Genomic DNA, 24,997 nt, shown 5'->3' with positions numbered 1-24,997 from the left:
ATTGAATGATTGAGTGATTGAATGTTATTTCCTTGCATTCTCTCAGTCACTCAATCATTCATTTCAATAAATAACCCGAAACGTGAGGTTGATTCTGGGTTGCTGTGGTTTGGTGGTTTTAGGGAGCTGATGGTGCCAGAAATGTTGGGTAGGGCCCGCCATCAACAGCAGACTGCCCGAAGGTAAGACCAGTTGGTGTTTCAATTCTTTTTGCTGCCGGTGCCGGAAAGAGAACGTGCGCTCCTGGCCTAAACTGATGGAGGCAATGATAGGATTCTGGCCTAACTCAGGTTCATCATCGGCGTGCCAGCCCATGCTGTCCTGCCCGTGCCGGTATAGGTTCAGCAACACGCTGTTGAAAGAGGCGCCGGTCAATTGTTGCAATTGTTTTCTGAGGGCCGACAATTCAGGCAGCCACGGCAACGGCTCCCAGGTAAGCCCCGAGTAAGTGTAGGCTTTGCCAGCATCGGCGTACCAGGCGGTGAGCCGGGGCTGGTCTACTTCCCGACCAAACATCCTGATCTTTTCCTGTCGCCAGGCCACGTTTTCCTCCAGCGCCTGCTGCAAAGGCTCTTGCGCTGCCTGCGGAATGAAATCAGGTAACAGGTACACTTCTGCGTCTGGCAAGGGCAACTTCTGCGAGGCAAACTGCTGTTGAAACTCTGGAGAAAGTAGCGGCATTGGTAATCTATTCCTTGGCTTCTTTTGAGTCTGGGGCAGAAAACTCTGTTTCTTCTTCTACCATGCCCTGCTTGGCTTTATGCGGATCAATGAAATCGTTGGGTGTCCGTACGCGGTCTAGATGGCGCATGATAGGCGTAGCCAACACTCCGTGCAGGAAGATGGAAAGCAGAATGGTGAAACCCGCCACCGCCCAGATTTCCTCCGGATTCTCGAACCGGGCTTTGCTCAAGGCGAAGGCTAGGTAAAAAATAGAGCCAATGCCCCTGATCCCGAAAAAACTAATGGCCCATTTCTCGCGGGTTCGCACCGGTACTCCTAACAATCCTATGTAGCCTGCCAGAGGCCGCACCAACAGCAAGAACCCTATGCTCACCAAGGCACCCTGCCAGGTAAGTGCATCTAACAACCCCCGGGCTAGGCTCCCACCCAGCAACATGAGCACCACCACCACTAAAAGCCGTTCAATCTGGTCGGTGAAATCGTGCAGCTCACGGTGGTAGGAGTAATCTTTTTCCTGGTGTTTGATGGTAAGGCCGGCCAGAAACACCGCGATGAATCCGTAGCCATGCACCATCTCGGTGAGGCCGTACACCAGCAGCGTAGCCGAAATAGCCACAAAGCCGTCGTTGGTTTTGGGGAATTTACCTCTTTTGGGCAGTTCAAACAAAAGGAAGGCTAAAACGCGGCCCAGCAGATATCCCACGCCCACGCCCACCCCAATGCGGTACAGCAGGTCATAGGAAAGCCAGTGCCCCAGCCAATCTTCGGGGGCCAGGCCGTGCAAAGCCAAGGCAATGGCCAGCCACGTGAACGGGAAAGCCATGCCGTCGTTCAGTCCGGCCTCAGCCGTGAGCGCGAACCGGGGGGCATCTTCCACTTCCTCGCTGGGCGGACCAACCTGCACATCAGATGCCAGAACGGGGTCTGTAGGAGCCAAAGCGGCAGCCAACAGCACTGCCGAAGCCACCGGGAAACCCAGATACTCCCACGCCAGCCAAGCCAACGTTCCAATGCACAGCAGCATGGTCCAGCTTACTAGCCGCAAAGGCACCTGCCAGCTGAAAAACGAGAACCGCCGGTTGATTTTGATGCCCGTGCCCATGAGCGTGATGATGACGCACAGCTCTGAAAGGCGCAAGGCCAATTCATTCTCGCGCAGCGGATCTGGCTCTGGCAAGCCCAGGGGCAGTTTGTACAGCAGGTATCCTACCAACACAAACAGCATGGCATAGGAGAAAGGAACTTCCTTAAACCAGGTCGGGAGCCAGGCCATGGCCAGCGCAGCTACCCCAATTACTACAAACGAAACCAGGTAAGCATCCATGGCTGAGGCATTTCGCGGGAATAGGTGAACATAGGCATACGTACAAATACCCATGTTCATACGGAAAATTGGCTTCTTGTTTCTGCCTCCTTATTAGAAAAGTAGCAGAAAATCAGAATAGTAAGCAGAAGTAGCCAGATAGATTGGCCCGAGGCTATGTTAGAGCAGCTTCCTTGCCCAACCCTGGAGTAGCTGCTTTATGCCTGTTCCTCAATAGTTGAACTTGATGGCATACATGGTAGGCCAGAGTTTACCGGTCACCAGAACATGACCGGCGGTTGAGTCATAGGCAATCCCGTTCAACTCCAAAGAGTTCCTATTTTTCCTGAGGGCATCCTGAGCCAGCGAAGTCAAATCAAGGCGCCCCACTACCTCCCCGTTCTGTGGATTGATTTTGACGATGTAATTGGTAGTGTAGATGTTGGCGTACAGAAATCCGTTTATGAACTCCAGTTCATTGATGTTGGCAACGGGGCCGTTGTGGTCATACACCTTCAGCTCTTTGACCTTTTTAAAGGTAACGGGATCTAGGTACGAGAGTACGTTGGTACCGTCGCTCATAATGAGATGCTTGCCTTCTGTGGTAAGCCCCCACCCTTCTTTGCTGGCAAAGGAAAACTCCCCTACCTTCTGGAACGTGCCCGCATCATAGACAAACCCCACTTTGCTCTGGTAGGTGAGCTGGTACACCTTTCCGTTCAGGAACACAATTCCTTCTCCAAAATACTTTTCCCGGTCTATCTCTACCTTGGGGATAAGCTTACCCGTTTCTAAATCTACTACTCCCACCACAGACCGTGCCTGGGGCAGGTCCTGCGGAGAACCGGTGCTTTCGTACAGCTGCCCGTTGTACACCTGCAATCCTTCTGTGAACGCAGTAGTGTCATGGGGCAGGGTTTTCACCACCCCGTAGTTGATAACGGCGGGCTCTGCGTCTACTTCTGATGCAGAGCCTCCAGCCGAGGTTTTCGTTTCATTTCTGCAGGCAGCGAAGAGCCCCAGCAACATTAACAAGAGGCAGGCTTTCCCACCTTTGAACGGGTGCACCCAAGTCATCATGGTGTTACCTTGGTTTATAGAAACACTTCCTGCTGTTTGCGGCCTGCTTTTCAGAAAACAGGCCGCAAACAGCAGGAAGCTCTCTCCTTTACAATAGATTATTTCTGAAAGTGCGCCGCCAGGAACTGCCCGAACCGGTACACGTCTTCAAAGGTGTTGTACAGCGGCGTAGGCGCTACGCGGATGACGTTAGGCTCCCGCCAATCCAGGATGAAGCCGTTGGCCATAAGGGTCTCGAACAATTGGCGCCCGTTCTGGTGCACCAGCAAGGACAACTGACACCCCCTGGCCGAAGGGTCTTCAGGCGTGATGACTTCCAGGGCTTCTTTGGGTTGATTCAGTTCTTTGATCAGGAACTCCAGGTAGCCGGTGAGTTTCTCGCTTTTGGCCCGCAGATTGTTCATGCCCGCCTCGTCAAAGAGTTGCAGGGAGGCTTTGTGCACGGCCATGGGCAGAATCTGGCTGTTGGAAAGCTGCCAGCCTTCGGCCCCGGGCATAGGAATAAAGCCTTTCTTCATCTGGAACCGCACGCTCTGGTCATGGCCCCACCAGCCGGCAAACCGGGGCAGCGATGCGTCTTCGGCGTAACGCTCGTGCACAAACACCCCAGACGTTCCGCCCGGGCCCGAGTTAAGGTATTTATAGGTACACCACACGGCAAAGTCCACGTCCCAATCGTGCAGGCGCAGGGTCACATTACCGGCGGCGTGGGCCAGGTCAAAGCCACAAAGGGCACCCACGGCGTGCGCAGCCTGGGTGATAGCCGCCATGTCAAACACCTGACCAGTGTAATAATTTACTCCGCCCATCATCACCAAAGCCAATTCTTCGCCGTGCTGTTGGATGATTTGCACAATGTCTTCGGTGCGAAGGGTATGTTCTCCGGCTCTGGGCGCCACTTCTATGATAGCCTCCTCTGGCGCATAGCCGTGGAATTTCACCTGGCTCTCCAGTGCGTATTGGTCTGAAGGGAAGGCCCCGGCCTCGGTGAGAATCTTGAAGCGTTTGCCTTGCGGCCGGTAAAACGATACCAGCATGAGGTGCAGGTTCACGGTGAGCTGGTTCATGACCACTACTTCCTGGGGCTTGGCTCCTACCACCCGCGCAGTGGGCCCGGCTAAAGCGGCATGGTACGTAAACCAGGGAGTATCGCCTACAAAGTGGCCTTCCACACCTAACTCGGCCCACTTGACCATTTCTTCCTCCACTGCGACCCTGGCCGATTTGGGCTGAAGTCCTAACGAGTTGCCGCACAGGTACACCGTGTCTTTCCCGTTGTGCTGCGGAATATGGAACTGCTCTCTGAAGTGACGAAGGGTATCTGCCTGGTCTTGCTCCTGGGCGTAGGCTAATGTATTTTGAAATGACATGAAAGCGATGTAAAAAGTAAAGAGTGGTTCTGTGGCTAAATTACCTAACAGGCGTTAGAGAACCATAATTATTTTACCTGATGCCGGGGCAAGAGGTTACTTCCTGTTTCGGGTCTGGTTTTCAGAAAAGAGCCCTGAAACCGACTTAAGAAGAGTAGGTGCTTTTTGTTTTTTGCAGGAACTGCTCCTTGCTCAGGCCCAGCCACTGCAACGCCGAGCCGCCCAGCAGCAACTCCTTCACCTCCGGTGAGTAATCCATGGACTCAATGAGCTTGCCGGGCTCCAGTTCACCCAAGGGGAACGGGTAATCGGTGCCCAAGGCCACCTTCTCCGGCCCAAACTGCTTCACCACGTAGTCTAAGGTGTTGCGACAGTGCACCAGGGAATCAATCCAGAATTTGCCTACGTAATTTTCCGGGGCCACGGGGTTGTCTACGGCGCAGAGATCGGGGCGTACGTCAAAGCCGTGCTGAATGCGACCCAGCGTGAACGGGAACGATCCGCCACCGTGCGCGAAGGCCAGCCGCAGATGAGGCAAGCGCTCCAGCACGCCCCCGAAGATAAGCGAACAAATGGCGCGGGACGTCTCGGCGGGCATACTCACGAGCCAGGGTAACCAGTACTTGCGCATCTTCTTCTCGCCCATCATGTCCCAGGGATGCACAAAAACGGCGGCGCCCAGGTCAGCGGCGGCTTCAAAGATGGGAAACAGCGAGGCATCGTCCAGGTTCATGTCGTTCACGTTAGAGCCAATCTGCACGCCGGCCAACCCCAGTTCTTTCATGCAGCGTTCCAGTTCCTTGATGGCCAGCGCCGTGTCCTGCATGGGCAAGGTCCCCAGGCCTACAAACCGGTCTGGGTAACTCGCCACCACCCCGGCAATATGGTCGTTCAGGATTTTGGAAAGGTCCCAGGTGTGCTCGGGCTTGGCCCAGTAGCTGAACATGACGGGTACCGTGCTCAGTACCTGCACATGCACGCCGTGGTGGTCACAGTCTTTCATGCGCACCACCGGGTCCCAGCTGTTGTCCTGGATCTCGCGGAAAAACCGATCGTCCTGCATCATGCGGGCGCAGCAGGGCTTGTGGTGCTCCAGCCTGATGAAACCGCCATAGCCGTACCGCTCCCGCAAATCGGGCCATTTCTCCGGAAGGATGTGCGTGTGGATGTCTATTTTGAGCGGAGGGTGCAACATGGGAATAAAAATGGGGAACCAGAATCTTTGCTCAACTTACGAAATCTCCCGCACATAGGCTGCCCCAAACGCCCGATCTCCGTTTCCAGTACGATTTCCCCAAAGCAGGCCCAAAACGAATTCGAAAGCGACGCTCCTACCTCTCCCCCTGATCTGCCGGAAACTTTTCTGGCGGTTTTGCCCCAGGTTCTGTATTCTTGCTTTGTTTCAACTTTCAACATAAAAGCAATGCCTCGTCAATTATTCTCTTCCGGCGCTCCCTGGGAAAGCACCGTTGGCTACTCCCGCGCGGTAAAAGTTGGTCCCATCATAGAAGTGGCCGGCACCACGGCCGTGGAAAACGGTGAAGTAGTGGGGCCCGATGATGCCTACACCCAAACCGTCTGTATTCTGCAGAAGATAGAGCGGGTGCTGCAGGAGGCGGGCGCTTCGCTGGCACAAGTCACCCGCACGCGCCTATTCGTCACCGATATCAGCCGGTGGGAAGAAATCGGCCGGGCGCACGGGGAGTTTTTCAAGGACATCCGCCCGGTAACGACCATGGTGGAAGTCAAAGCCTTGATTGACCCAAAGCTGCTGGTGGAGATTGAAGCTACGGCCTATTGTGAGTGAATCAGTTTTGGGCTTCTTTTGGCTAATACAGGTAAGAAACAGGATCTGGTCAGGATAATGGCAGGCCGGTACGCGGAACCGGGTATTCGTTCGTTACCTCAGAAACATAGTGGAGTGCCTTTTGACATCCCGTCAAAAAAACTGCTCCTGTTTTACTGATTTCAAACTCAGGTTCCAAATGGTTTGCTGAAAACGCAGACAATGCCTAGTTTAGAAAACCAGAGGTAATTGATCACCCCAACCTTTCGCCAGGTTTATGGAAACTGTACTTGTACTAGGAGGCACCGGCAGTTTGGGCTCCAGCATTCTGGAAGTCCTCAGACAGCGGGCCTACCGGATAAGGGCTACGGCCCGCACGCCGTTGAAAGCGGAGCAACTGAAACCATCGGTCAATGAGGTAGTGGTCTGCGACCCCACCAAACCCGAAACGCTTCAGCCCAGCCTGGTACAAGGAGTTGATTACATTATTTCGGCGTTGGGCAAAAGCCTCAGCCTCTCAGACACCAGCCGCGCCTCTTTCCACGACGTGGATTTCCAAGGCAACCTGAACCTGCTCCAGTTAGCGCAGGCCCACGGGCAGATAAAGAAGTTTGTGTACGTGGCGGCCTTCAGCGGCGAGAAACACCCCAACGTTGCCTATTTCAAAGCCCATGAGACCTTTGCCCAAGCGCTGCAGCAAAGCGGCATAGAAGCTACCATTATTAAACCACCGGCTCTTTTCTCGGCGTTTCTGGATCTGCTGCCCATGGCCCGCAAAGGCAGGTTGGCCTCGGTAGGTCCCGGCGACTGCCTCACCAACCCAATCCACGAGCACGAAGTGGCCGAGGCCTGTGTGCAGGCACTCACCAGCCCCGAAACCGTGGTAGAACTGGGCGGCCCTGTTTCCTATTCCCGCCTGGAACTGGTGCAGTTGGTGGGCAAAGCGGTGGGTAAAAACAAACCTGTTACTAAAGTGCCTTACTGGCTGGTGAACTCGTTTCTGCCGATGGTGCGCCTGGTAAACCGCTCGCTTTATGAGAAAGCCGCCTTCTTTGTGGAAGTCACTAAAACAGACTGCGTAGCCCCTAAAAAAGGCCATTTACGCCTGGAAGATTATTTAGCCGAACATGTGTAGCAACCCGCTTGGGGCATCCGCCGTTTTTCCCGATATTTGCCTGTACTTCGTTTTAGACTAACCACATGGGAAGAGCATTTGAGTTCCGGAAAGCCCGGAAGATGAAACGCTGGGACATGATGTCCAAGCAGTTCACCCGCATAGGGAAAGAGATTGTGATGGCCGTGAAGTCCGGTGGTCCTGATCCCGCTACCAACGCCCGCCTGCGGGTGTGTATCCAGAACGCCAAAGGGGTGAACATGCCCAAAGACCGCGTAGATGCGGCCATCAAGCGTGCCCAAGGCAAAGATGAGAGCGACTACTCAGAAGTAGTATATGAAGGATATGGTCCGCACGGCGTGGCCGTTCTGGTAGAAACCGCTACCGACAACGTGAACCGTACCGTAGCCAACGTGCGCATGCACTTCAACCGCACCGGCGGAGAGCTGGGCCGCACCGGCCAGTTCGATTTCATTTTTGAGCGCAAAGGCGTGTTCCACCTGGATGCCGAAGGCCTGGACATGGAAGAACTGGAGCTGGACCTGATTGACTTCGGGCTGGAGAGCATTGACAAAGACGAAGAGGAAAACGAGATTATCATCCAAACCTCGTTCGCTGATTTCGGGGCCATGCAGAAAGCCCTGGAAGAGCGCGGCCTCAACGTGAAAAGCTCTGAGTTGCAGCGCTACCCAACCGTGCTGAAAGAGTTGACACCCGAGCAGCAGGAAGACATGGAAAAACTCATCGACCGCCTGGAAGAAGACGATGACGTGCAAGCCGTGTACCACAACATGAAAGAAGAATAGCCTGTTTTAAGGCTGATTTCTGAAAATCGGCGCTGAAACGGCAGTCATAGCAAAGGCCCGCTTTCTCTAGAGAAGGCGGGCCTTTGTGGTTTATGGGGAACTACCTAACTCAGGAAAGAATGGCTTCTTATGAATGAACCACAATTTCTGTTTTTGTGACCTCTATGAGGGAATGTGTCAAAAACAGATTGACCATGAAATCGAAGTTCTTAACGAACAGGTCCATCAACTCACTATTCCTGATGTTGCCGGTTTTAATTAGCAACAGTTTGGGAGGTTCTTTCCTTAGCAGATAAGACCCCAGAAAGTCTGCGTCTTTTGTAATGACGATAAACTGCTGTTCCACGGCTAATTTAGTGATGTACCCATCCTGAGTTTTATTCTTATCTGGCAACTCAAGGGTATGAATGGACTCTACCCCTTTAGAGTTGATGAAGACAGAAAGTGCTTTAGGCAGTTGGGCGTCTACTAGAAACTTCATGAAGCTATCCTGTAGATACTTTTTATCTGGGTCAGCTTAGCCGCATACTGGAGACAAGCCAGAAAGTCCTCTTTCACTAAATCAGGATAATCTTCAAGAAGTTCTTCTATAGTCATACCAGAAGCTAGAAGCTCCAGCATGTTTTCTACAGGGTACCGTAGTCCTCGGATAGTAGGTTTTCCGTGACAAATGTTTGGATCAATTGTTATCCTGCTTAGGAGTTCCTCTTGCATATCTGCTTTTACTTAATAGAATCAAAAATAACCAAAAAATCAGGGCCTTACCAACCGTTATTACCCAAGTCAGGTGCCAACCATCGCTTAAAGGACAGGTCATCTTAGTTCGCCCACAAGGTTCTTTCAGGATGACAAAAGGGTTTAGAAGGCCACACTACTTTCTTTAATTACCTACTGCTGCAATTACCTACTGCTGCACCGGAGCCGGTTTGGCCAAGACCTCACCACAGTTAGAGCAGGTGCGTTTCTCCTCAGATTCCCAGAAAGCGTTCATGACCACTGGCAACTGGCCCACGATGTCTGAGACAGGGATAAACTCTTCGTACAGTTTAGTGTTGCAGCTCTCGCAGTACCACTGGAAACCGTCCATCTCGCTTTCGTTGCGGTAGCGCTCCATCACCAGACCAACCGTGTTGGGTCCGCGGCGCGGGGAGTGCGGCACGTTGGGCGGCAGCAGGAAAATATCGCCTTCCTGGATGTGGATGTCTTTGAACTCGCCGTTGTCAATGACCTTGAGCACAATGTCGCCCTCCAGCTGAAAGAAAAATTCCTCGCCGTTGTTGATGTGGTAGTCTTTGCGGGAATTGGGGCCGCCCACCACCATCACAATGAAATCTTTGTTGTCTTTGTACACCTGTTGATTGCCCACCGGCGGCTTAAGCAGGTGGCGGTGTTCGTCTATCCATTTATTGAAGTTGAAGGCAGGTTGTAAGGCCATAGAAATAAAAGTTAAATCCCAGGAATCTCTTAGCACCAAGCCAGAGAATGCTCCAAGGTACGAAACCTATCGGGAAAAGGTAAATGCTGTTTTAAGGCTAGTTTCAAGGAAACAGCGCTAAAACACCCGTATCCTCCCTTCGGAATAATCAGTACATTTACCTCTATGGATTTGAATTTACAGCACAAGCACGCCGTGGTATGCGGTAGCACGCAGGGCATAGGAAAAGCCGTGGCGCTGGAGTTGGCGCAGTTGGGCGCTACCGTCATGTTGGTAGCCCGCAACGAGGAACGCCTGCAGGAAACCTTGCAAGAACTGTCTACCCAGGCAAGTCAGCAGCACTCCTACGTGGTCGCCGATTTCACCCAGCCGCAGGAAGTACAGCAACGCATAGAAGCGCACCTGAAAAAAGTTGGCCAGGCGCACATCCTGGTGAACAACACCGGCGGACCAGCGGGCGGACCAGCCCTTGATGCCGCCGTAGAGGAGTTTGAAAAAGCCTTCGCTGCGCACCTCATCAGCAGCCACGTGCTGGTGCAGGCCGTGACGCCGTACATGAAGGAGGCGCAGTACGGGCGCATCATCAACATCATCTCCACCTCGGTGAAGCAGCCTATTAAAGGGTTGGGCGTATCCAACACCATTCGGGGAGCCGTGGCTAACTGGGCAAAGACACTTTCCTTTGAGTTAGCTCCGTTTGGGATCACCGTGAACAATGTGCTGCCCGGCGCCACTGTCACGGCTCGGCACCACTCCTTGATTGAAACCCGCATGCAGAAAACCGGCCTGAGCCGCGAAGAAATTGAGAAAGAAATACTGGCGGGCATCCCGGCCAATCGGTTCGCGGAGCCCGAGGAAGTGGCTGCCGCCGCGGCGTTCCTGGCCTCACCGGCCGCCGGGTACATCAACGGCATCAACGTGCCGGTAGACGGCGGAAGATTAGGCAACCTCTAACCAGAAAAAGAAAAGACTTATCAACCCCTCGGCCGTGAAACAGCAGAAACTCAACTTCTACTTAAGCCTGTACCAAGCCCTTGGGTTTTCAGTGGTCTCTCTGGTGTTAACCATCATGTGGATCAAAGCAGGAGGAATGGCCGTTTACCTGATTTTCTTCATGGCGCTGCTGTTTCTGCCGTTCCTGCTGCTGTCCATCTCAGAGCTGCTCAAACCTCTATTGGGGAATCAGAACCTTAAGCTGTGTATCTACCTGGCGCTGGGGTTTCTGGTAATTCCCGCGTTGGCGTTACCTCTCTTCTTTGAGTTGGGCGGATTTCTGATCGCGTTGTTCAGCCTCTCCTTTGCCGGATTGGTGTGGCTGCTGAAGGATTGGCACCACAAACTGTTAGCGATAAACGTCTTGGGAGGTCTGGTCCTGTCGGCTATTCTGCTGTATCTCTTCTGGAGTATCGCCAGCTACATGAGTTGAACTTTCACAATTGCTGCCTTAACCCGAACCGAAGCTCTATGCTCCACCTCCAGAACTACATTAACGGAACCTTCGTTGGCCCCGACTCCGGAGCCTATCTGCCCAACATCAATCCGGCCACCGGAGAGGTGTATTCGCAGATTCCGGATTCTGATGAACGCGACGTGCAGGCAGCCGTAGAAGCGGCGCAGGCGGCGTTCCCGGCCTGGTCTACGATGCCCGCCGAGAAACGGGGCCGCTTTCTGATAAAGCTCTCCGAACTGATTGACCAGAACCTGGAGCGCCTCGCCGTAGCCGAGACCACCGATAACGGCAAACCACTCTCGCTCTCCAGAACCGTGGACATCCCAAGGGCCAGCAGCAACCTTTATTTCTTCGGGACGGGCGTGCAGCATTTCGCCTCCGAGGCCCACACCATGGAAGGCGTGGCCGTGAACTACACCGTGAGAAGGCCACTGGGCGTGGTGGCCTGCATTTCCCCGTGGAACCTCCCGCTTTACCTGTTCACCTGGAAGATTGCCCCTGCCTTGGCCGCCGGAAACTGCGTGGTAGCCAAACCCTCAGAGATCACGCCTTACACTGCTTACTTGCTAGCAGAATTGTGTGTTGAGGCAGGCTTGCCCGCGGGCGTGCTGAACATCGTGCACGGCACCGGACCCAAAGTAGGCGCGGCTATGTGTGCCCACCCTGAGGTCAAAGCCATTTCCTTCACCGGCGGTACCCAAACTGGCAAAACCATCGCACAGACAGCGGCTCCCATGTTCAAGAAACTGTCGCTGGAACTGGGCGGCAAGAACGCCACCATCATCTTCGCCGACTGCGACTTTGAGCGCACCGTGAACACCGCCGTGCAGGCTGCCTTCGCGAACCAAGGCCAGATTTGCCTCTGCGGCTCCCGCATCCTGGTGGAGCGACCGCTGTATGACCGTTTCAAGGACACTTTTCTGGAAAGAGTCACAAACCTGACCGTGGGCGACCCTATGGAAACAGGTTCCAAAATGGGTGCCCTTGTTTCTGAGGCACATTTACAAAAAGTGCAGCAATACATTGCCTTGGCGCAGGAAGAAGGTGGCACGTTGCTACTAGGTGGCGAGCGGGTGCATCTGGAGGGCCATTGCGCGAACGGCTACTTCCTGCAGCCCACCGTCTTTGAAGGCCTTCCCCACACCTGCCGCACCAACACCGAGGAAATTTTCGGCCCGGTAGTCACGCTCATGCCGTTTGACACCGAGGAAGAGGCGCTCACCTACGCCAACTACACCCAATACGGCCTGGCCGCCTCCGTCTGGACCCAGGACCTCACCCGCGCCCACCGCGTGGCACACGCGCTTCAATCTGGGATTGTGTGGGTGAACACGTGGCTCCTTCGGGATTTAAGAACTCCGTTTGGCGGCACCAAGCAAAGCGGCGTGGGCCGGGAAGGCGGTTGGGAAGCGTTGCGCTTCTTCACCGAGCCGCAGAATGTCTGCGTGAAGCTGTAGCTGTTTAAGGGCTATTTTCTGCAAATCAGAACTAAAACGAACGTTCTTTTGGCTGTTCCCGATCCAAAATAAATGCCTACTTTTAAGGCTACGAACTTTCTAACAAACCCCATGAGACATACGATTAACCGCTGGTTTCTAGCGGCTTCCTGCCTGGTGCTGACTTTGAGCGCGCAGGCCCAACAAAAACGCGACTTTGATTTAGACGACATTTTCCGGAAGGGCACCTTCCAGGCCCGCTCGGTGTACGGCGTGAACTGGATGCGGAACGGCCAGTTCTACTCCTCGCAGGTAGCGGACCAAGCAAACCAAGCCGTGGATATTGTGCAGGTGGACGTGACCACCGGTCAGCCGGTAAGCACTATTATTGAGGGCGAAGCCATCAAGGTAAACGGCAAAACGCTGGAATATGATGACTACAGCTTCAGCACTGATGAAACCAAAATCCTGTTTGAGACCGAGCACGAGCCTATTTACCGTCGGAGCAGCAAAGGCCATTTCTACGTGTATGACCGCGCAAGCAAGCAGCTTCAGAAACTGAGCCAGGGCGGAAAGCAGAGCTACGCCACCTTCTCGCCTGATAACAAGTACGTGGCCTTCGTGCGGGACAACAACTTGTTCTACGTAGACCTTGCCACCATGCAGGAGCGCCAGATTACGAATGACGGCAAGTGGAACTTCATCATCAACGGCGGCACCGATTGGGTGTACGAAGAAGAATTCGGCTTTGCACAGGCCTTCTTCTGGTCACCGCAGGGAAACCAGATCGCATTCTACAAATTTGATGAGAGCCAGGTACCCGAGTACAACATGCAGATGTGGGGCCCGCTTTATCCGCAGGACTATAAATTCAAGTACCCCAAAGCTGGTGAGAAAAACGCCACGGTAGCCATCTACACCTTTGACCTGGGCTCCGGCAAAACGGTTAAGATGGAAACCGGCAACGAGGCTGACCAATATATCCCACGCATCAACTGGACCAACACGCCTAACCTGTTGTCCATCCGGAGAATGAACCGTTTGCAGAACACCTTGGAGATTCTGCACGCCAACGCGCAGACCGGCCAAAGCAAAGTGGTGCTGAAAGAGACCGACAAAGCCTACATTGACATCACCGATGACCTGACCTACCTAGCCAACGGCAAACAGTTTGTGCACAGCTCGGAGAAAGACGGCTTCAACCACCTGTACCTGTATGACATGAACGGCAAACAGGTGCGCCAAATCACGAAGGGCAAGTGGGAAGTGAGCAGCTTCTATGGCGTGGACGAGAAGAACAACGTGGTGTACTTCACCTCTACTGAAGCATCGCCACTGGAGCGCCATTTGTACAGCATGGGGTTGAACGGCAAGAACAAGAAAAGCCTCACGCCCGCCAAAGGCACGCACACCATTAACCTGAGCCGCGACTTCAAATACTACCTGGATTACTACTCCACCATCACCACGCCGCAAGTGGTGAGCCTGCACACCTCAGACGGAAAGCAGATAAAGGTATTGGAAAGCAACGAGAACCTGAAGAACACCTTGGCTACCTACAACCTGCCTAAGCCCGAGTTCTTCCAGTTCAAGACTTCGGAGAACGTGACGCTGAACGGCTATACCATCAAGCCTACCGACTTCGACCCGAACAAGAAATACCCAGTGTTGATGTTCCAGTACAGCGGTCCCGGAAGCCAGGAAGTGGTAGACAGCTGGAGAGGCCGCAATTACCTATGGCACAGCTATCTCACCAAACAAGGCTACATTATTGCCGTGATTGATAACCGGGGCACCGGCGGACGTGGTGCTGATTTCAAAAAAATGACTTACGGCAACTTGGGTCACTATGAAGTGATTGACCAGATAGAAGGCGCGAAGCATTTGGGCAGCCTGCCGTACGTAGACAAAAGTCGCATAGGCATTTGGGGCTGGAGTTTCGGGGGTTATATGAGCTCGCTGGCCATCACCAAAGGCGCCGATGTGTTCAAAGCGGCCATCGCGGTGGCCCCGGTGATCAACTGGCGTTTCTATGACTCCATCTACACCGAGCGCTTCCTGAAATTACCGCAGGACAACGCCAAAGGTTACGACGACAACTCCCCGATCACCCACGCGAACAAACTGCGTGGCAAGTACCTCCTCATCCACGGCACCGGCGATGACAACGTGCATTTCCAGAACTCCATAGAGATGACCAATGCCCTAGTGAAAGCCAACATCCCGTTTGAGAGCGCCTACTACCCTAACCGGAACCACGGCATCAGCGGCGGCAACACCAGCATCCACCTGTTCACCAAAATGACGGAGTTTATTCAGCGTAATCTTTAAGCTGTAACTACTTTAAACAAAAGCGCCGACTCTTACCCAGGGTCGGCGCTTTTGTTTTGAGGCTGTTTTCAGAAAAGTAGTCGCTAAATGAAATAGGCAGAGACAATAGCAAAACCTCACAGGTCTTCAAGACCTGTGAGGTTTCAAAGATTAGCTAGCGCTTCTATGGCACGGAAGTTACTTCCGTGACTTGCTTTCAGGTTTTCAGATGTGTTTTAAGGCTACTTTCTGAAAAACGGCTTTAAAACGAAGCTTCAGGAACTACTTACAAGTTCCCAAGCCGCTGGCGCGAGCCTCCGGCTCGTGTCCGCACGCATTTAGAAAATCTTTGTTTCCTGCTTAGGCATTTTGTTCCTTTCTAAAAAATTCCCCTCCTGTTTGTCATCTTGGAAAGAACTTGTGGGCAACTAAAAAGGCATTGAAGAAACGGCTCTACCGTTGGTTCACAAGATCCTTTCAGGATGACAAATGAGTTAATTGCAACATGTGCGGACACAAGCCGGAGGCTCGCGACAGCGGGATTTGTCAGATATCTACCGATTTCTCTTATGTCCTCGTAGCGTGCGCAGCTCCTACGAGTGTCTTCACCAACTGCAAGTCAGGCTGATTTCCTGAAAACAGTTGGCGCTTTATCCTTGAAAACTGGCCCGTTGCAACCTATCGTTAATGGCGAGGCCCAGACCATGTTCCGGCATCGGTTCTGCCAGAATCAGGTCAATAGGTTGGGCATCCAAGGTGCGTAGGGCGGAGAAAAGGTTTCGGGCGGCTTCGCTCAGATCACCGGAAGTGGAAAGTTGGATTTGCTGTTCACGTGGAACTTCAGGAAAACTTTGCTGAAGCGAAATCACTCCAACCCGGGCTAGGTCTACTTTTGACAGGTTTTCGGGAATTGAGCCCAATAACATCTTTTTGCGTGGCGAATAGTGACTGCTCAGCATGCCAGGCGCGGCCGGATTAGAGGCCGAGGTTTTGATGCGGGCCTTGGAGATGTGCACCACTTCTTCCAGTTCTTCCAAAGCCAAACCGCCCAAGCGTAGCACTTCCACCTCATCGCCCTCAATCCGGAGGATGGTAGATTCAATGCCAACCTCGCAGGCTCCGCCGTCCAAGATGTAAGGGATACGCTCGCCTAACTGATCCTGCACATGCTGGGCCGTGGTAGGGCTCACGTACCCGAATGGATTAGCACTGGGCGCCGCCACCGGGAAAGGCAGTTGCCGCAGCAGCTCCAGCGTGAGCGGATGACGAGGAATACGCACGCCCACCGAGTCATGCCCCGAGGTTACCAACAGCGGGATGTGCTCGGCTTTGGGTAAGATCAAAGTCAGGGGGCCGGGCCAGAAACGCTCGGCTAGTTTGTAGGCCACCTCCGGCACCTCGCGGGCGATGTTGCTGATCTCTGAAACAGAATGCGTGTGCACAATGAGCGGGTCAAAAGCGGGCCGGTTCTTGGCCTCGAAAATCTTGACCACCGCTTCCTCTTCGAAAGCGTTTGCCGCCAATCCGTAAACGGTTTCGGTGGGGATGGCCACCAGATCGCCCTGCGAAAGAAAAGTTACTGCGCGCTGTAAATCAGTGCCAATGTCTGCCATAGTACTATGATAATCCTGCAAAGCTACTACGATGTTCGCTCATTTCTGGCCGGGAATTCTGTTTTAAGTTTGTTTTAAGAAAAATAGCCCTAAAACAAATCGCCCCGCTTTGTGGGCGGGGCGATTTGTTTTATAAAGATGTTTAAACCTATACGATTACTTTCTGGTACAGCTTGGCCAGGGTGTCCACGGCGTAATCAATCTCCTCCACTGTGTTGTACTTGCTGAACGAGAAGCGTACGTTGCCTCTCTCCATATCTGAGTTGATGGCGCGCAGCACGTGCGAACCCAGGTCTACGCCGCTGGTGCAGGCGCTTCCGCCCGAGGCTGAAATCTTGTTGATGTCCAGGTTGAAGAGCAGCATCTCGTTCATCTCAGACACCGGCAAACTCACGTTCAATACCGTGTAAAGGCTTTTGTCACCCTCGGCGGAAAGGCCGTTAAACTGCACGTCTTCAATCTGCTCGCGCAGTTTCACAATCATGCGATCTTTCAGGCTCTGGATGTGTCGCTGGTGCTCGTCCATGTCGCGATACGCAATCTCCAGGGCTTTCGCTAACCCGATGATGCCGTACACGTTCTCGGTGCCGCCGCGCATGTTCCGCTCCTGCGATCCGCCCTGGATCAAGGGATGGATTTTTACCGCCGAATCCACGTAGATGAAACCCACACCTTTGGGCCCGTGGAATTTATGCGCAGAACCTACCAAGAAGTTCAAGCCGAGGGCCTGTACATCATGGCGGTAGTGCCCCATGGTTTGCACCGTGTCTGAGTGGAAGATGGCGTTATACTTCTTGCAGATCTCGCCAATAGCCTGAATGTCGTTCAAGTTCCCGATCTCGTTGTTGGCGTGCATCACCGAAACGAAGGTGCGCGGCTGCGAGGCCAGCGTTTCTTCCAGGTGCTGCAAATCCAACACGCCGTTAGCGTCTACCTTGAGCAAGGTCAACTCAATCTCGCCGGTTTTCTCCAAGGCCTCCAGGGAGTGCAGCACTGCGTGGTGCTCCAGCGGGGAAGTGATGGCGTGCTTCAGTCCCAGACTGCGAATGGTACAGATGATGGCCAGGTTATCGGCCTCAGTACCGCCCGAGGTAAAGAAAATCTCAGAAGGAGACGCATTGATCAACCCTGCCACTGTTTTACGGGCGCTTTCAATTGCTGCCCGCACCTGCCTGCCGTGTGCGTGTATAGATGATGGATTTCCGTAGTGCTCCAACATGAACGGAGCCATTACCTCAAAAACTTCTTTATCGAGGGGCGTAGTAGCCGCATTATCTAAATATACACGCATGATTATTCTTACTTTTTACAACAACAACAGGTGAAACAGATACGGTTCATAGGAATGGTTCCTTGAAGAGATATTTTTTGGTAAAGGTTTATATACGGAACTACTCGGCTTTCTCAGAGATAATTTCTTTGATGTCACCAATGATCTTATTGGCCAGGTGATCTGCGGTGGAAAGACTATCAGACTCGGCATAGATCCGGATGATAGGCTCAGTGTTAGACTTGCGCAGGTGCACCCACTCTTTTTCAAACTCAATCTTTACGCCATCAATGGTATTGATCTGCTGTTTGGCGTAGTGCTGCTGCACCTTTTCCAAAACGGCATCCACGTTGATGTCTTTGGTGAGCTCAATCTTGTTTTTAGAGATATGATAGTTAGGGTACTTGCCACGCAGGCGAGACATGCTCAACCCTGACTTAGCCAGGTGAGAAAGGAACAAGGCAATGCCCACTAAGGCATCGCGGCCGTAGTGCAGCTCTGGGTAGATGATGCCCCCGTTACCTTCGCCGCCAATCACCGCGTTCTGGGCTTTCATCAGGTTTACCACGTTCACCTCGCCCACGGCAGAAGCGAAGTATTTTCCACCGGCTTTCTCGGTGACATCGCGCAGGGCACGGGTAGATGACAAGTTAGAGACTGTGTTTCCTACCTGGTTTTGCAGAACGTAGTCAGAAACGGCTACCAACGTGTACTCCTCGCCAAACATGCTGCCGTCTTCGTTCACCAAGGCTAAACGGTCCACGTCTGGGTCTACCACAATACCCAGGTCAAACTTACCCTTCTCCATGATGCGGGCAATCTCGCCCAGGTTCTCTGGGAGCGGCTCTGGGTTATGGGCAAAGTGGCCGGTGGGCTCGCAGTGCAGTTTCTCAATCTGCTGCACACCTAAAGCCTCTAACAGCATAGGCACGGCAAATCCTCCGCTGGAGTTCACGGCATCTACCACCACGCTGAAGTTTTTGGCTTTGATTGCCTCTACATCTACCAGCGGTAAATCAAGAATGGTTTTGATATGCTCCTGCAGGAATTGGTCGTCTTGGGAGTAGGTTCCAAGCTTGGTTACTTCAGCAAACTCAAACGCTTCCTGCTCGGCCAACTCCAGCACCAACTTGCCTTCGGCATCGTTGATAAACTCACCTTTTTGGTTCAGCAGTTTGAGGGCGTTCCATTGCTTAGGGTTATGGCTGGCGGTAAGAATGATTCCGCCGCCGGCGTTCTTGGCAGGTACCGCCATCTCCACCGTTGGGGTGGTAGACAAGCCCAGATCAATCACGTTAATGCCTAATCCCTGCAGCGTAGCGGCCACCAAACGGTTCACCATTTCGCCGGAAAGGCGGGCATCGCGCCCAATTACTATTGTATCATTGTTGGTGGTCTGCAGTACCCAAGTACCAAACGCCGCAGCAAATTTCACTACATCTACCGGGGTAAGCGCGTCTCCTACCTGACCTCCAATTGTTCCTCTAATTCCTGAAATTGATTTTATAAGTGCCACTGGTTCCTAGTTTTGAACACGCAAAAGTAGTAAAAATGAAATGATTCAATGCAACTGAGGAACACAGGGCTACTTTCATCTTGGTTTCTTACCGCCCTAAATACTTGGCTGAGGCAACAACTTTTCCTTTTCATATTCCGTTGAGCGGCATCAATGGAGATGAAAAGGTGGTAAAAGATCACTTGTATTCGCAAGCCAAAACAGCCTTATAAAAACAGATTGCCGTTTTTTATGCTTATTTTCAAAATCTCTCGTAAAACGCACATGTAAGAGTCACTCTGCAAAACTCCTTGCAGAAAAAAACTTAACTTTTTTTGAGTTGATTTATGGAATCCCGGAAGAGCGTGCATCATGGAAGAAAAATCGCTCTTCTCCGGGACAAGGTCCTGGCAAGATCGGAACCTGTTCTGAGCCTGATTTTCAGAAAGAAGGCTTAAAACAAGTTGGGCAATCTCCCCCTGCGGGGAAAGGGTTAATGTTTTGTTGTGTTACTAAATCTTTAACAAAGTATGCATACATCATAAAATGTTGACATTACGTTTATCTTTGCATAATGGAAAAACCGGAAGTACCCTCTTACAAGCGCCAGGCCCAGTTAGATGCCTTTAACCGTCTGCTGGATATACTGGATGATTTGCGTGAAAAGTGCCCTTGGGACCGAAAACAAACCATGGAAAGCCTGCGTCACCTGACAATAGAGGAAACGTACGAACTTTCTGAGGCCATTCTAACCCAGGACCTGCCGGAGATCAAGAAAGAGCTGGGCGATGTAATGCTACACCTGGTCTTTTATGCCAAGATTGCTTCTGAACAAGGAGAATTTGACATTGCAGAGGTTCTCAACACCCAATGCGACAAGTTGATTTTCCGGCATCCACATATCTACGGAGAAACTAAAGCAGACACTGAGGAGGAGGTTAAAAGAAACTGGGAAAGTCTGAAACTAAGAGAAGGCAATAAATCTGTTTTGAGTGGCGTTCCTTCATCGCTCCCGTCCATGGTGAAAGCCATGCGAATCCAAGAGAAGGCCCGCGGCGTTGGTTTTGACTGGGATGAACCGTCAAAAGTATGGGAGAAAGTGGAAGAGGAGTTAGCCGAATTCAAAGCTGAGTTTGACCAGCCTACCTTAGACCAGGCAGCTAAAGAGAAAGCCACAGATGAACTGGGCGATGTTTTTTTCTCTCTGATAAACTTTGCCCGCTTTCTGGATCTCAACCCAGAAGAAGCTTTGGAGAAAACCAACCTAAAGTTCATCAAGCGGTTCCAGTACCTGGAGAAAGCGGCCTCCGCACAGGGAAAGAAACTCAGCGAGATGACCTTGGCAGAGATGGATGTCTACTGGAACGAAGCAAAAACAATACGCTAGCCAAAGGATTCATAAAACAGATAGTAAAATATTTCTGATGCAGACTTGTACTTTTACAATGAATTTTAAGAGATAATTTGATATTTTGCATTTAAATCCCTAGGCTTGTATTTAGGTTGTTCTTAAACTTGAGTAAGGCTCTTAGCAAAATACTGCATAGAGGGAATTATTAAAGCTTAAAGAGCATTTAACATTTTAACAACCCCTAATTCATTTTTTAACAACTAACACAGTAACACAAACAACTAAACCTAAATTTTTAGAAACAATGGAAAAAAAGAGTGCACCTGCGGCTGCAAAACCAGTACAAAAAAATGAAGGCAAAGCAGGCTCAATGTTTGCCAGCATCGTAATTCCGATTGCAATTATCGCTGCTGTATGTATTTACTTATTTATTCTTGGTAACCCAGCCAACTTTGAGGGCGGCGACAACAACAACCACCCACTACCAGGCAACATGCTAGGCCAGGTATATAAAGGCGGTTTTATTGTACCAATCCTGATTGCGATCAACATTCTGGTAATAACTTTCTCTATTGAGCGCTTTTTGACCATCAGCAAAGCAAAAGGTGGTAAAGGCCTTGAGGCTTTCGTACGCAGCGTGCGTCAGAAAATGAACGCCGGTGACGTGAACGGTGCTATCGCTATCTGCGACCAGCAAAAAGGTTCAGTAGGAAACGTGGTGAAAGCCGGTCTGTTGAAATACCAAGAAATGCACAATGAGCATGGCATGACCAAAGATCAGCGTATCCTGGCTATCCAGAAGGAAATTGAAGAAGCTACTGCTCTTGAATTGCCAATCCTGGAGAAAAACCTGGTAATCATCTCAACTATTGCCTCTATCTCTACTCTGGTAGGTCTGATCGGAACAGTATTGGGTATGATTAAAGCGTTCGCGGCTCTTGCAACTGCAAGTGGTGCTCCAGATGCAACTCAGCTGGCAAACGGTATCTCTGAGGCCTTGATCAACACTGCCCTTGGTATTACTGGTTCTGCTATCGCTATCGTTGCTTACAACTTCTTCACAAGCAAAATTGACGAGTTGACCTACAGCATTGATGAGGCTTCTTACAGCATCATCCAGACGTATGCCGCTCAACACACTGACAGAGTTTAATTGAACTTCTGTATTAGAAGGAAAAAACAATGCCTAAAGTAAAAGTACATAGAACCTCTCCATCCCTGGACATGACTCCAATGGTGGACTTGGCATTCCTTCTGGTAACGTTCTTCATGCTTATCTCGAAGTTCGCACCAGAGGAAGTGCTGGTGGTGGATACGCCGTCTGCAACAACAGAAATCAAAGCTCCAGATGCCAACGTTATCACAATTAGCATTGGTAATGATGAGCGGGTTTTCTTTGGGGTGGATGACAAAAACACTAAACTGAGGCTAATTGATAAGATCAGCGAGAAATACGGAGTAGCCTTCACGCAGCAAGAAAAAGATGTATTCGCATCTCTTGCCTCATTTGGAGTTCCTATTGCTCAACTGAAGTCTTATCTGGCCCTGAAACCCGAAGATCAGAAGAAGGTAAACCAGCCAGGTATTCCTATTGATTCTACCAGAAATGAGTTAGGTGACTGGGTTCAATTAGCCCGTTACTCCAACCCACAATCTGTAGTAGCCATCAAAGGAGACCAAACGGCAAAGTTCCCTGTAGCTGAGCGCGTGATTGCTATCTTACAAGACAAGAACGTAAACCGTTTCAACCTTGTAACTGATATGGAAGCTAAACCTCGTAACTTATAACGAAAGGTAACCGACATGGCAGAAATACAACAGCAGGGCGGCGGAGACGAAGGTGGTAAGAAACGGGCCAAGAAAGGCTCTACCAAAGTGGACATGACCCCAATGGTGGACCTTGGCTTCTTATTGCTTACGTTCTTCGTAATGACCACCACGCTGGCAAAACCACAGATCATGGAGATCAACATGCCAGTGAAGCCCAAAGAAAGAGACCAGCAAAACGAACTGAAAGCGTCTAACGCGATGACCGTTCTGCTTGGATCAGATAACCGGATCTTCTATTACAAAGGTCTGCACCAGCCAGCTGAGGGAATTATCCCTCAATTGGAGGAAAGCAACTGGTCAGCGAAAGGGATCAGACAGACTTTGTTAACTGAGACTCGTGCTAATCCTAAATTGGTAGTTCTGATCAAAGCCGATGAGACTTCTTCCTATAAGAACCTTGTGGATATCTTAGATGAGATGAGCATCACCGGAACTCAGAAATATGCGATTGTGGAATTAGACAACGCAGACGCAGGCTTACTTAGAAATGCAGAGAAAGGAGGAGCGCAATAATGGATAATCAACGTTTAGCAACCGCCTCTCTGGATGACATGGTCTTTGAAGGCCGTAACAAAGAGTATGGCGCGTACATGCTTCGTAAATTGTATACGAAGCACGTTAACCGGGCAATTGTTATTGCAATCATTCTCTTCGTTCTTTTCCTGAGTATTCCATTGATTCAATCAATGTTCAAGGAAGAGGAAGAAGTAGTGAAAGCTCCGGTTGTGAAAGTAGTGGACTTGGCTGCTCCACCTTCAGTAGAGAAGGTAGTTCCACCACCGCCACCACCACCAGATGCACCGCCACCGCCACCACCAGTTCGCTCTACCATCAAATTCACGCCTCCGGTTGTGAAGAAAGATGAAGAAGTACAGAAGGAAGAGATTCCAGATGTAAAAGAGCTTCAGAAAACTGATGCTGGTACTGAAACGGTAAAAGGTGACCCAACTGCACCACCTACCTTAGAAGGTATTGAGAATGGTACTGGTCCTGCAGGTCCGGCCCAGGAAGTATTTGAAGAGAAAGTTTACATTGCGGTAGAGAAAATGCCTGAGTTCCCTGGAGGACAAGCGGCCATGTTCAAATACCTCAGTGATAAATTCCGGATTCCATCAGCAGCTCAGCGTGCTGGCGCAGAAGGAACCGTGGTTCTTAGCTTCGTGGTTGGCCCAAGCGGCGAAATCAGCAACATTGAAGTAATGAAAGGCCTGGGTTATGGTCTGGATGAAGAAGCCGTTAGAGTAATCAAGGGTATGCCAAAATGGAGCCCAGGAGAGCAAAACGGTCGTAAAGTATCTGTAAAATATACAGTACCATACCGCATCGTGATCAAGTAACCAACCCTTCACTGGTTCTTACAGTAAGAACTCCGAAGACAGACATTCTAAGAATGATCAGTCTTCGGAGTTCTTTTTTACCGGCTAGCACATTTTCCCGTATTATCCTATACGGTCAATTAATGAAGCTAAATCATGAATTATTCAAGAAGACCACAACGACAGCGCCAAACTGGCACTTATAGCAACGTCATGAAATATATCTCCTTATTGATGGTGCTGCTATACTTTGGCTTCGGTTTGTACGTTTTACTTTCTAGTCCGCAACGGTTACCTTTTCCCAAGGAGTATAAAATAATCTTAGGCGGCCTGCTCCTTTTCTATGGAATTATTAGATTTGTGAGAGCTTATCAACAATATTTTAAAAGATCTAGACGAGATGAGGAAGTTTAAGCAATTAACTTTTCTGTTAACGGCGTGTGTAGCTCTAACTACATTCTCCTGTGGTCAGTCTGGTAATGGCCCTGCAGAGTCTACCACTATTGGTAACATTAAGATCAGTGCCGATGAGTCATTCTCTCAGATTATAGATGCAGAAGTCCGGACGTTTGAAGGCTTGTATAAGTATGCCAATGTAGAGGTAGTGTACAAGCCCGAGGTACAAGTTGTGAAGGACTTGCTAGAGGATACAATCCGCTTTGCCGTAATGGCCCGGCAACTGAACGATCAGGAGAAAGCAGCCTTTGAAAAGCTGAAAATCACGCCTAGGGTTTACAAGATAGCCATTGATGGTATTGCCCTTATCCTGAATAAGGAGAACACAGATACTACCTTAACCATGGATCAGGTGCGTAGCATCTTCACGGGCCAGACTACCACTTGGCGTCAACTAGATCCAAGTGCCCAGGATGGTAAAATCACCATTGTATTTGACAACAGTAGTTCCAGTACAGCAAGATTTATCCAGGATTCAATAAACCAGAAAAAGCCTTTGCCGGCTAATACCTATGCTACCAATTCAAATGCGAAGCTGGTAGACTATGTGGCCCAAAACCGCAACGCCATAGGAGTGATTGGAGTAAACTGGATCAGCGATCGGCATGACAGTACAGCCATTAGCTTCCTGAAAAAAGTTAACATAGTAGGAATCAGCCCAAACAACAATCCTGCTTCAATTGATGATTACATTCAACCGTACCAAGGTTATTTAGCTCAAGGAACTTATCCGCTAAGAAGAGAAGTTTACATAGTAAGCCGCGAAGCTAGGGCTGGACTTGGCACAGGTTTTGCATCTTTCATCACCGGAGACAAAGGACAACGTATAATATTGAAGTCTGGGTTAGTTCCGGCCTCAATGCCAGTGCGGATAGTAGGGTTTTCAGAGTAA

General features: G+C 51.0%; 24 protein-coding genes. 13 read left to right on the top strand and 11 right to left on the bottom strand.

Annotation, left to right across the window (positions count from 1 at the left end; translation table 11 throughout):
- Positions 1–63 precede the first annotated feature (63 nt).
- The 5 genes from JT719_RS14190 to JT719_RS14170 all read right to left on the bottom strand — a co-directional run bounded on the left by JT719_RS14190 (position 64) and on the right by JT719_RS14170 (position 5,632).
- Positions 64–681 carry an alpha-ketoglutarate-dependent dioxygenase AlkB family protein gene (locus tag JT719_RS14190; protein WP_207433979.1) on the bottom strand — a complete coding sequence of 206 codons (618 nt, stop codon included), beginning with the start codon at positions 679–681 and terminating at the stop codon, positions 64–66.
- Positions 682–688: 7 nt separating this feature from the next.
- Positions 689–2,008 carry a cation:proton antiporter gene (locus JT719_RS14185; RefSeq protein WP_207433978.1) on the bottom strand — a complete coding sequence of 440 codons (1,320 nt, stop codon included), beginning with the start codon at positions 2,006–2,008 and terminating at the stop codon, positions 689–691.
- A 210-nt stretch (positions 2,009–2,218) separates the two neighbouring features.
- The gene (locus tag JT719_RS14180; protein ID WP_207433977.1) at positions 2,219–3,067 is read right to left on the bottom strand and encodes a glutaminyl-peptide cyclotransferase; all 849 of its coding nucleotides are present in this window, start codon (positions 3,065–3,067) and stop codon (positions 2,219–2,221) included.
- A gap of 98 nt (positions 3,068–3,165) precedes the next feature.
- On the bottom strand, positions 3,166–4,437 hold the full coding sequence (gene kynU, locus JT719_RS14175; protein ID WP_207433976.1) for a kynureninase: 1,272 nt from the start codon (positions 4,435–4,437) through the stop codon (positions 3,166–3,168).
- 145 nt (positions 4,438–4,582) lie between these two features.
- The gene (locus tag JT719_RS14170; RefSeq protein WP_207433975.1) at positions 4,583–5,632 is read right to left on the bottom strand and encodes an amidohydrolase family protein; all 1,050 of its coding nucleotides are present in this window, start codon (positions 5,630–5,632) and stop codon (positions 4,583–4,585) included.
- A gap of 228 nt (positions 5,633–5,860) precedes the next feature.
- On the opposite strand from JT719_RS14170, the gene JT719_RS14165 reads away from it, so the two are divergent.
- The 3 genes from JT719_RS14165 to JT719_RS14155 all read left to right on the top strand — a co-directional run bounded on the left by JT719_RS14165 (position 5,861) and on the right by JT719_RS14155 (position 8,143).
- The gene (locus JT719_RS14165) at positions 5,861–6,244 is read left to right on the top strand and encodes a RidA family protein (RefSeq protein WP_207433974.1); all 384 of its coding nucleotides are present in this window, start codon (positions 5,861–5,863) and stop codon (positions 6,242–6,244) included.
- Positions 6,245–6,500: 256 nt separating this feature from the next.
- A complete protein-coding gene (locus JT719_RS14160; RefSeq protein ID WP_207433973.1) occupies positions 6,501–7,358 on the top strand; it encodes an SDR family oxidoreductase in 858 nt (285 codons plus the stop codon).
- Positions 7,359–7,423: 65 nt separating this feature from the next.
- Complete coding sequence (locus tag JT719_RS14155) at positions 7,424–8,143, top strand: YebC/PmpR family DNA-binding transcriptional regulator (RefSeq protein WP_207433972.1); 720 nt, start codon at positions 7,424–7,426, stop codon at positions 8,141–8,143.
- A gap of 127 nt (positions 8,144–8,270) precedes the next feature.
- Here the strand turns inward: JT719_RS14155 and JT719_RS14150 are convergent, their stop codons facing one another.
- The 3 genes from JT719_RS14150 to JT719_RS14140 all read right to left on the bottom strand — a co-directional run bounded on the left by JT719_RS14150 (position 8,271) and on the right by JT719_RS14140 (position 9,578).
- On the bottom strand, positions 8,271–8,624 hold the full coding sequence (locus JT719_RS14150) for a DUF5615 family PIN-like protein (protein ID WP_207433971.1): 354 nt from the start codon (positions 8,622–8,624) through the stop codon (positions 8,271–8,273).
- Entirely contained in the window at positions 8,621–8,857 is a 237-nt protein-coding gene (locus JT719_RS14145) for a DUF433 domain-containing protein (protein ID WP_207433970.1), read from the bottom strand. Before JT719_RS14145 ends, JT719_RS14150 begins: the two co-directional genes overlap by 4 nt.
- Before the next feature lie 190 nt (positions 8,858–9,047).
- Positions 9,048–9,578 (bottom strand): 3-hydroxyanthranilate 3,4-dioxygenase, encoded by a 531-nt coding sequence (locus tag JT719_RS14140; protein ID WP_207433969.1) that lies wholly within the window; start codon positions 9,576–9,578, stop codon positions 9,048–9,050.
- A 165-nt stretch (positions 9,579–9,743) separates the two neighbouring features.
- Here JT719_RS14140 and JT719_RS14135 point away from each other — a divergent pair, with 165 nt between their 5' ends.
- The 4 genes from JT719_RS14135 (at position 9,744) to JT719_RS14120 (ending at position 14,795) form a co-directional block, all read left to right on the top strand.
- On the top strand, positions 9,744–10,532 hold the full coding sequence (locus tag JT719_RS14135) for an SDR family oxidoreductase (protein ID WP_242693253.1): 789 nt from the start codon (positions 9,744–9,746) through the stop codon (positions 10,530–10,532).
- 34 nt (positions 10,533–10,566) lie between these two features.
- Positions 10,567–11,004 carry a hypothetical protein gene (locus JT719_RS14130; RefSeq protein ID WP_207433968.1) on the top strand — a complete coding sequence of 146 codons (438 nt, stop codon included), beginning with the start codon at positions 10,567–10,569 and terminating at the stop codon, positions 11,002–11,004.
- A gap of 38 nt (positions 11,005–11,042) precedes the next feature.
- Positions 11,043–12,485, top strand: coding sequence for an aldehyde dehydrogenase (locus JT719_RS14125; RefSeq protein WP_207433967.1), 1,443 nt, complete (start codon positions 11,043–11,045; stop codon positions 12,483–12,485).
- 111 nt (positions 12,486–12,596) lie between these two features.
- Positions 12,597–14,795: a S9 family peptidase gene (locus tag JT719_RS14120; RefSeq protein WP_207433966.1), complete on the top strand. Its 2,199-nt coding sequence runs from the start codon at positions 12,597–12,599 to the stop codon at positions 14,793–14,795.
- A 629-nt stretch (positions 14,796–15,424) separates the two neighbouring features.
- Here the strand turns inward: JT719_RS14120 and JT719_RS14115 are convergent.
- From JT719_RS14115 to glmM, 3 genes are all read right to left on the bottom strand, one after another.
- Positions 15,425–16,387: an L-threonylcarbamoyladenylate synthase gene (locus JT719_RS14115; protein ID WP_207433965.1), complete on the bottom strand. Its 963-nt coding sequence runs from the start codon at positions 16,385–16,387 to the stop codon at positions 15,425–15,427.
- A gap of 148 nt (positions 16,388–16,535) precedes the next feature.
- Positions 16,536–17,678, bottom strand: coding sequence for a cysteine desulfurase family protein (locus JT719_RS14110; RefSeq protein WP_207433964.1), 1,143 nt, complete (start codon positions 17,676–17,678; stop codon positions 16,536–16,538).
- 100 nt (positions 17,679–17,778) lie between these two features.
- The gene (glmM, locus tag JT719_RS14105; RefSeq protein WP_207433963.1) at positions 17,779–19,173 is read right to left on the bottom strand and encodes a phosphoglucosamine mutase; all 1,395 of its coding nucleotides are present in this window, start codon (positions 19,171–19,173) and stop codon (positions 17,779–17,781) included.
- Positions 19,174–19,726: 553 nt separating this feature from the next.
- On the opposite strand from glmM, the gene mazG reads away from it, so the two are divergent.
- The 6 genes from mazG to JT719_RS14075 all read left to right on the top strand — a co-directional run bounded on the left by mazG (position 19,727) and on the right by JT719_RS14075 (position 24,997).
- Positions 19,727–20,539, top strand: a complete 813-nt coding sequence (gene mazG, locus JT719_RS14100; RefSeq protein ID WP_207433962.1) for a nucleoside triphosphate pyrophosphohydrolase — start codon at positions 19,727–19,729, stop codon at positions 20,537–20,539.
- 268 nt (positions 20,540–20,807) lie between these two features.
- On the top strand, positions 20,808–21,656 hold the full coding sequence (locus JT719_RS14095) for a MotA/TolQ/ExbB proton channel family protein (RefSeq protein ID WP_207433961.1): 849 nt from the start codon (positions 20,808–20,810) through the stop codon (positions 21,654–21,656).
- A 29-nt stretch (positions 21,657–21,685) separates the two neighbouring features.
- The gene (locus tag JT719_RS14090) at positions 21,686–22,291 is read left to right on the top strand and encodes an ExbD/TolR family protein (RefSeq protein WP_207433960.1); all 606 of its coding nucleotides are present in this window, start codon (positions 21,686–21,688) and stop codon (positions 22,289–22,291) included.
- 15 nt (positions 22,292–22,306) lie between these two features.
- Entirely contained in the window at positions 22,307–22,846 is a 540-nt protein-coding gene (locus JT719_RS14085) for an ExbD/TolR family protein (protein WP_207433959.1), read from the top strand.
- Positions 22,846–23,670, top strand: coding sequence for an energy transducer TonB (locus tag JT719_RS14080; RefSeq protein WP_207433958.1), 825 nt, complete (start codon positions 22,846–22,848; stop codon positions 23,668–23,670). The genes JT719_RS14085 and JT719_RS14080 overlap by 1 nt, the downstream gene beginning before the upstream one ends.
- Before the next feature lie 379 nt (positions 23,671–24,049).
- Positions 24,050–24,997, top strand: a complete 948-nt coding sequence (locus JT719_RS14075; RefSeq protein WP_207433957.1) for a PstS family phosphate ABC transporter substrate-binding protein — start codon at positions 24,050–24,052, stop codon at positions 24,995–24,997.

The organism is Sabulibacter ruber (assembly GCF_017355955.1).
GTDB lineage: Bacteria > Bacteroidota > Bacteroidia > Cytophagales > Hymenobacteraceae > Nibribacter > Nibribacter ruber_A.
The sequence above is the reverse complement of the archived record's forward strand: the minus strand, read 5'-3'. Positions and strand labels throughout refer to the sequence as shown.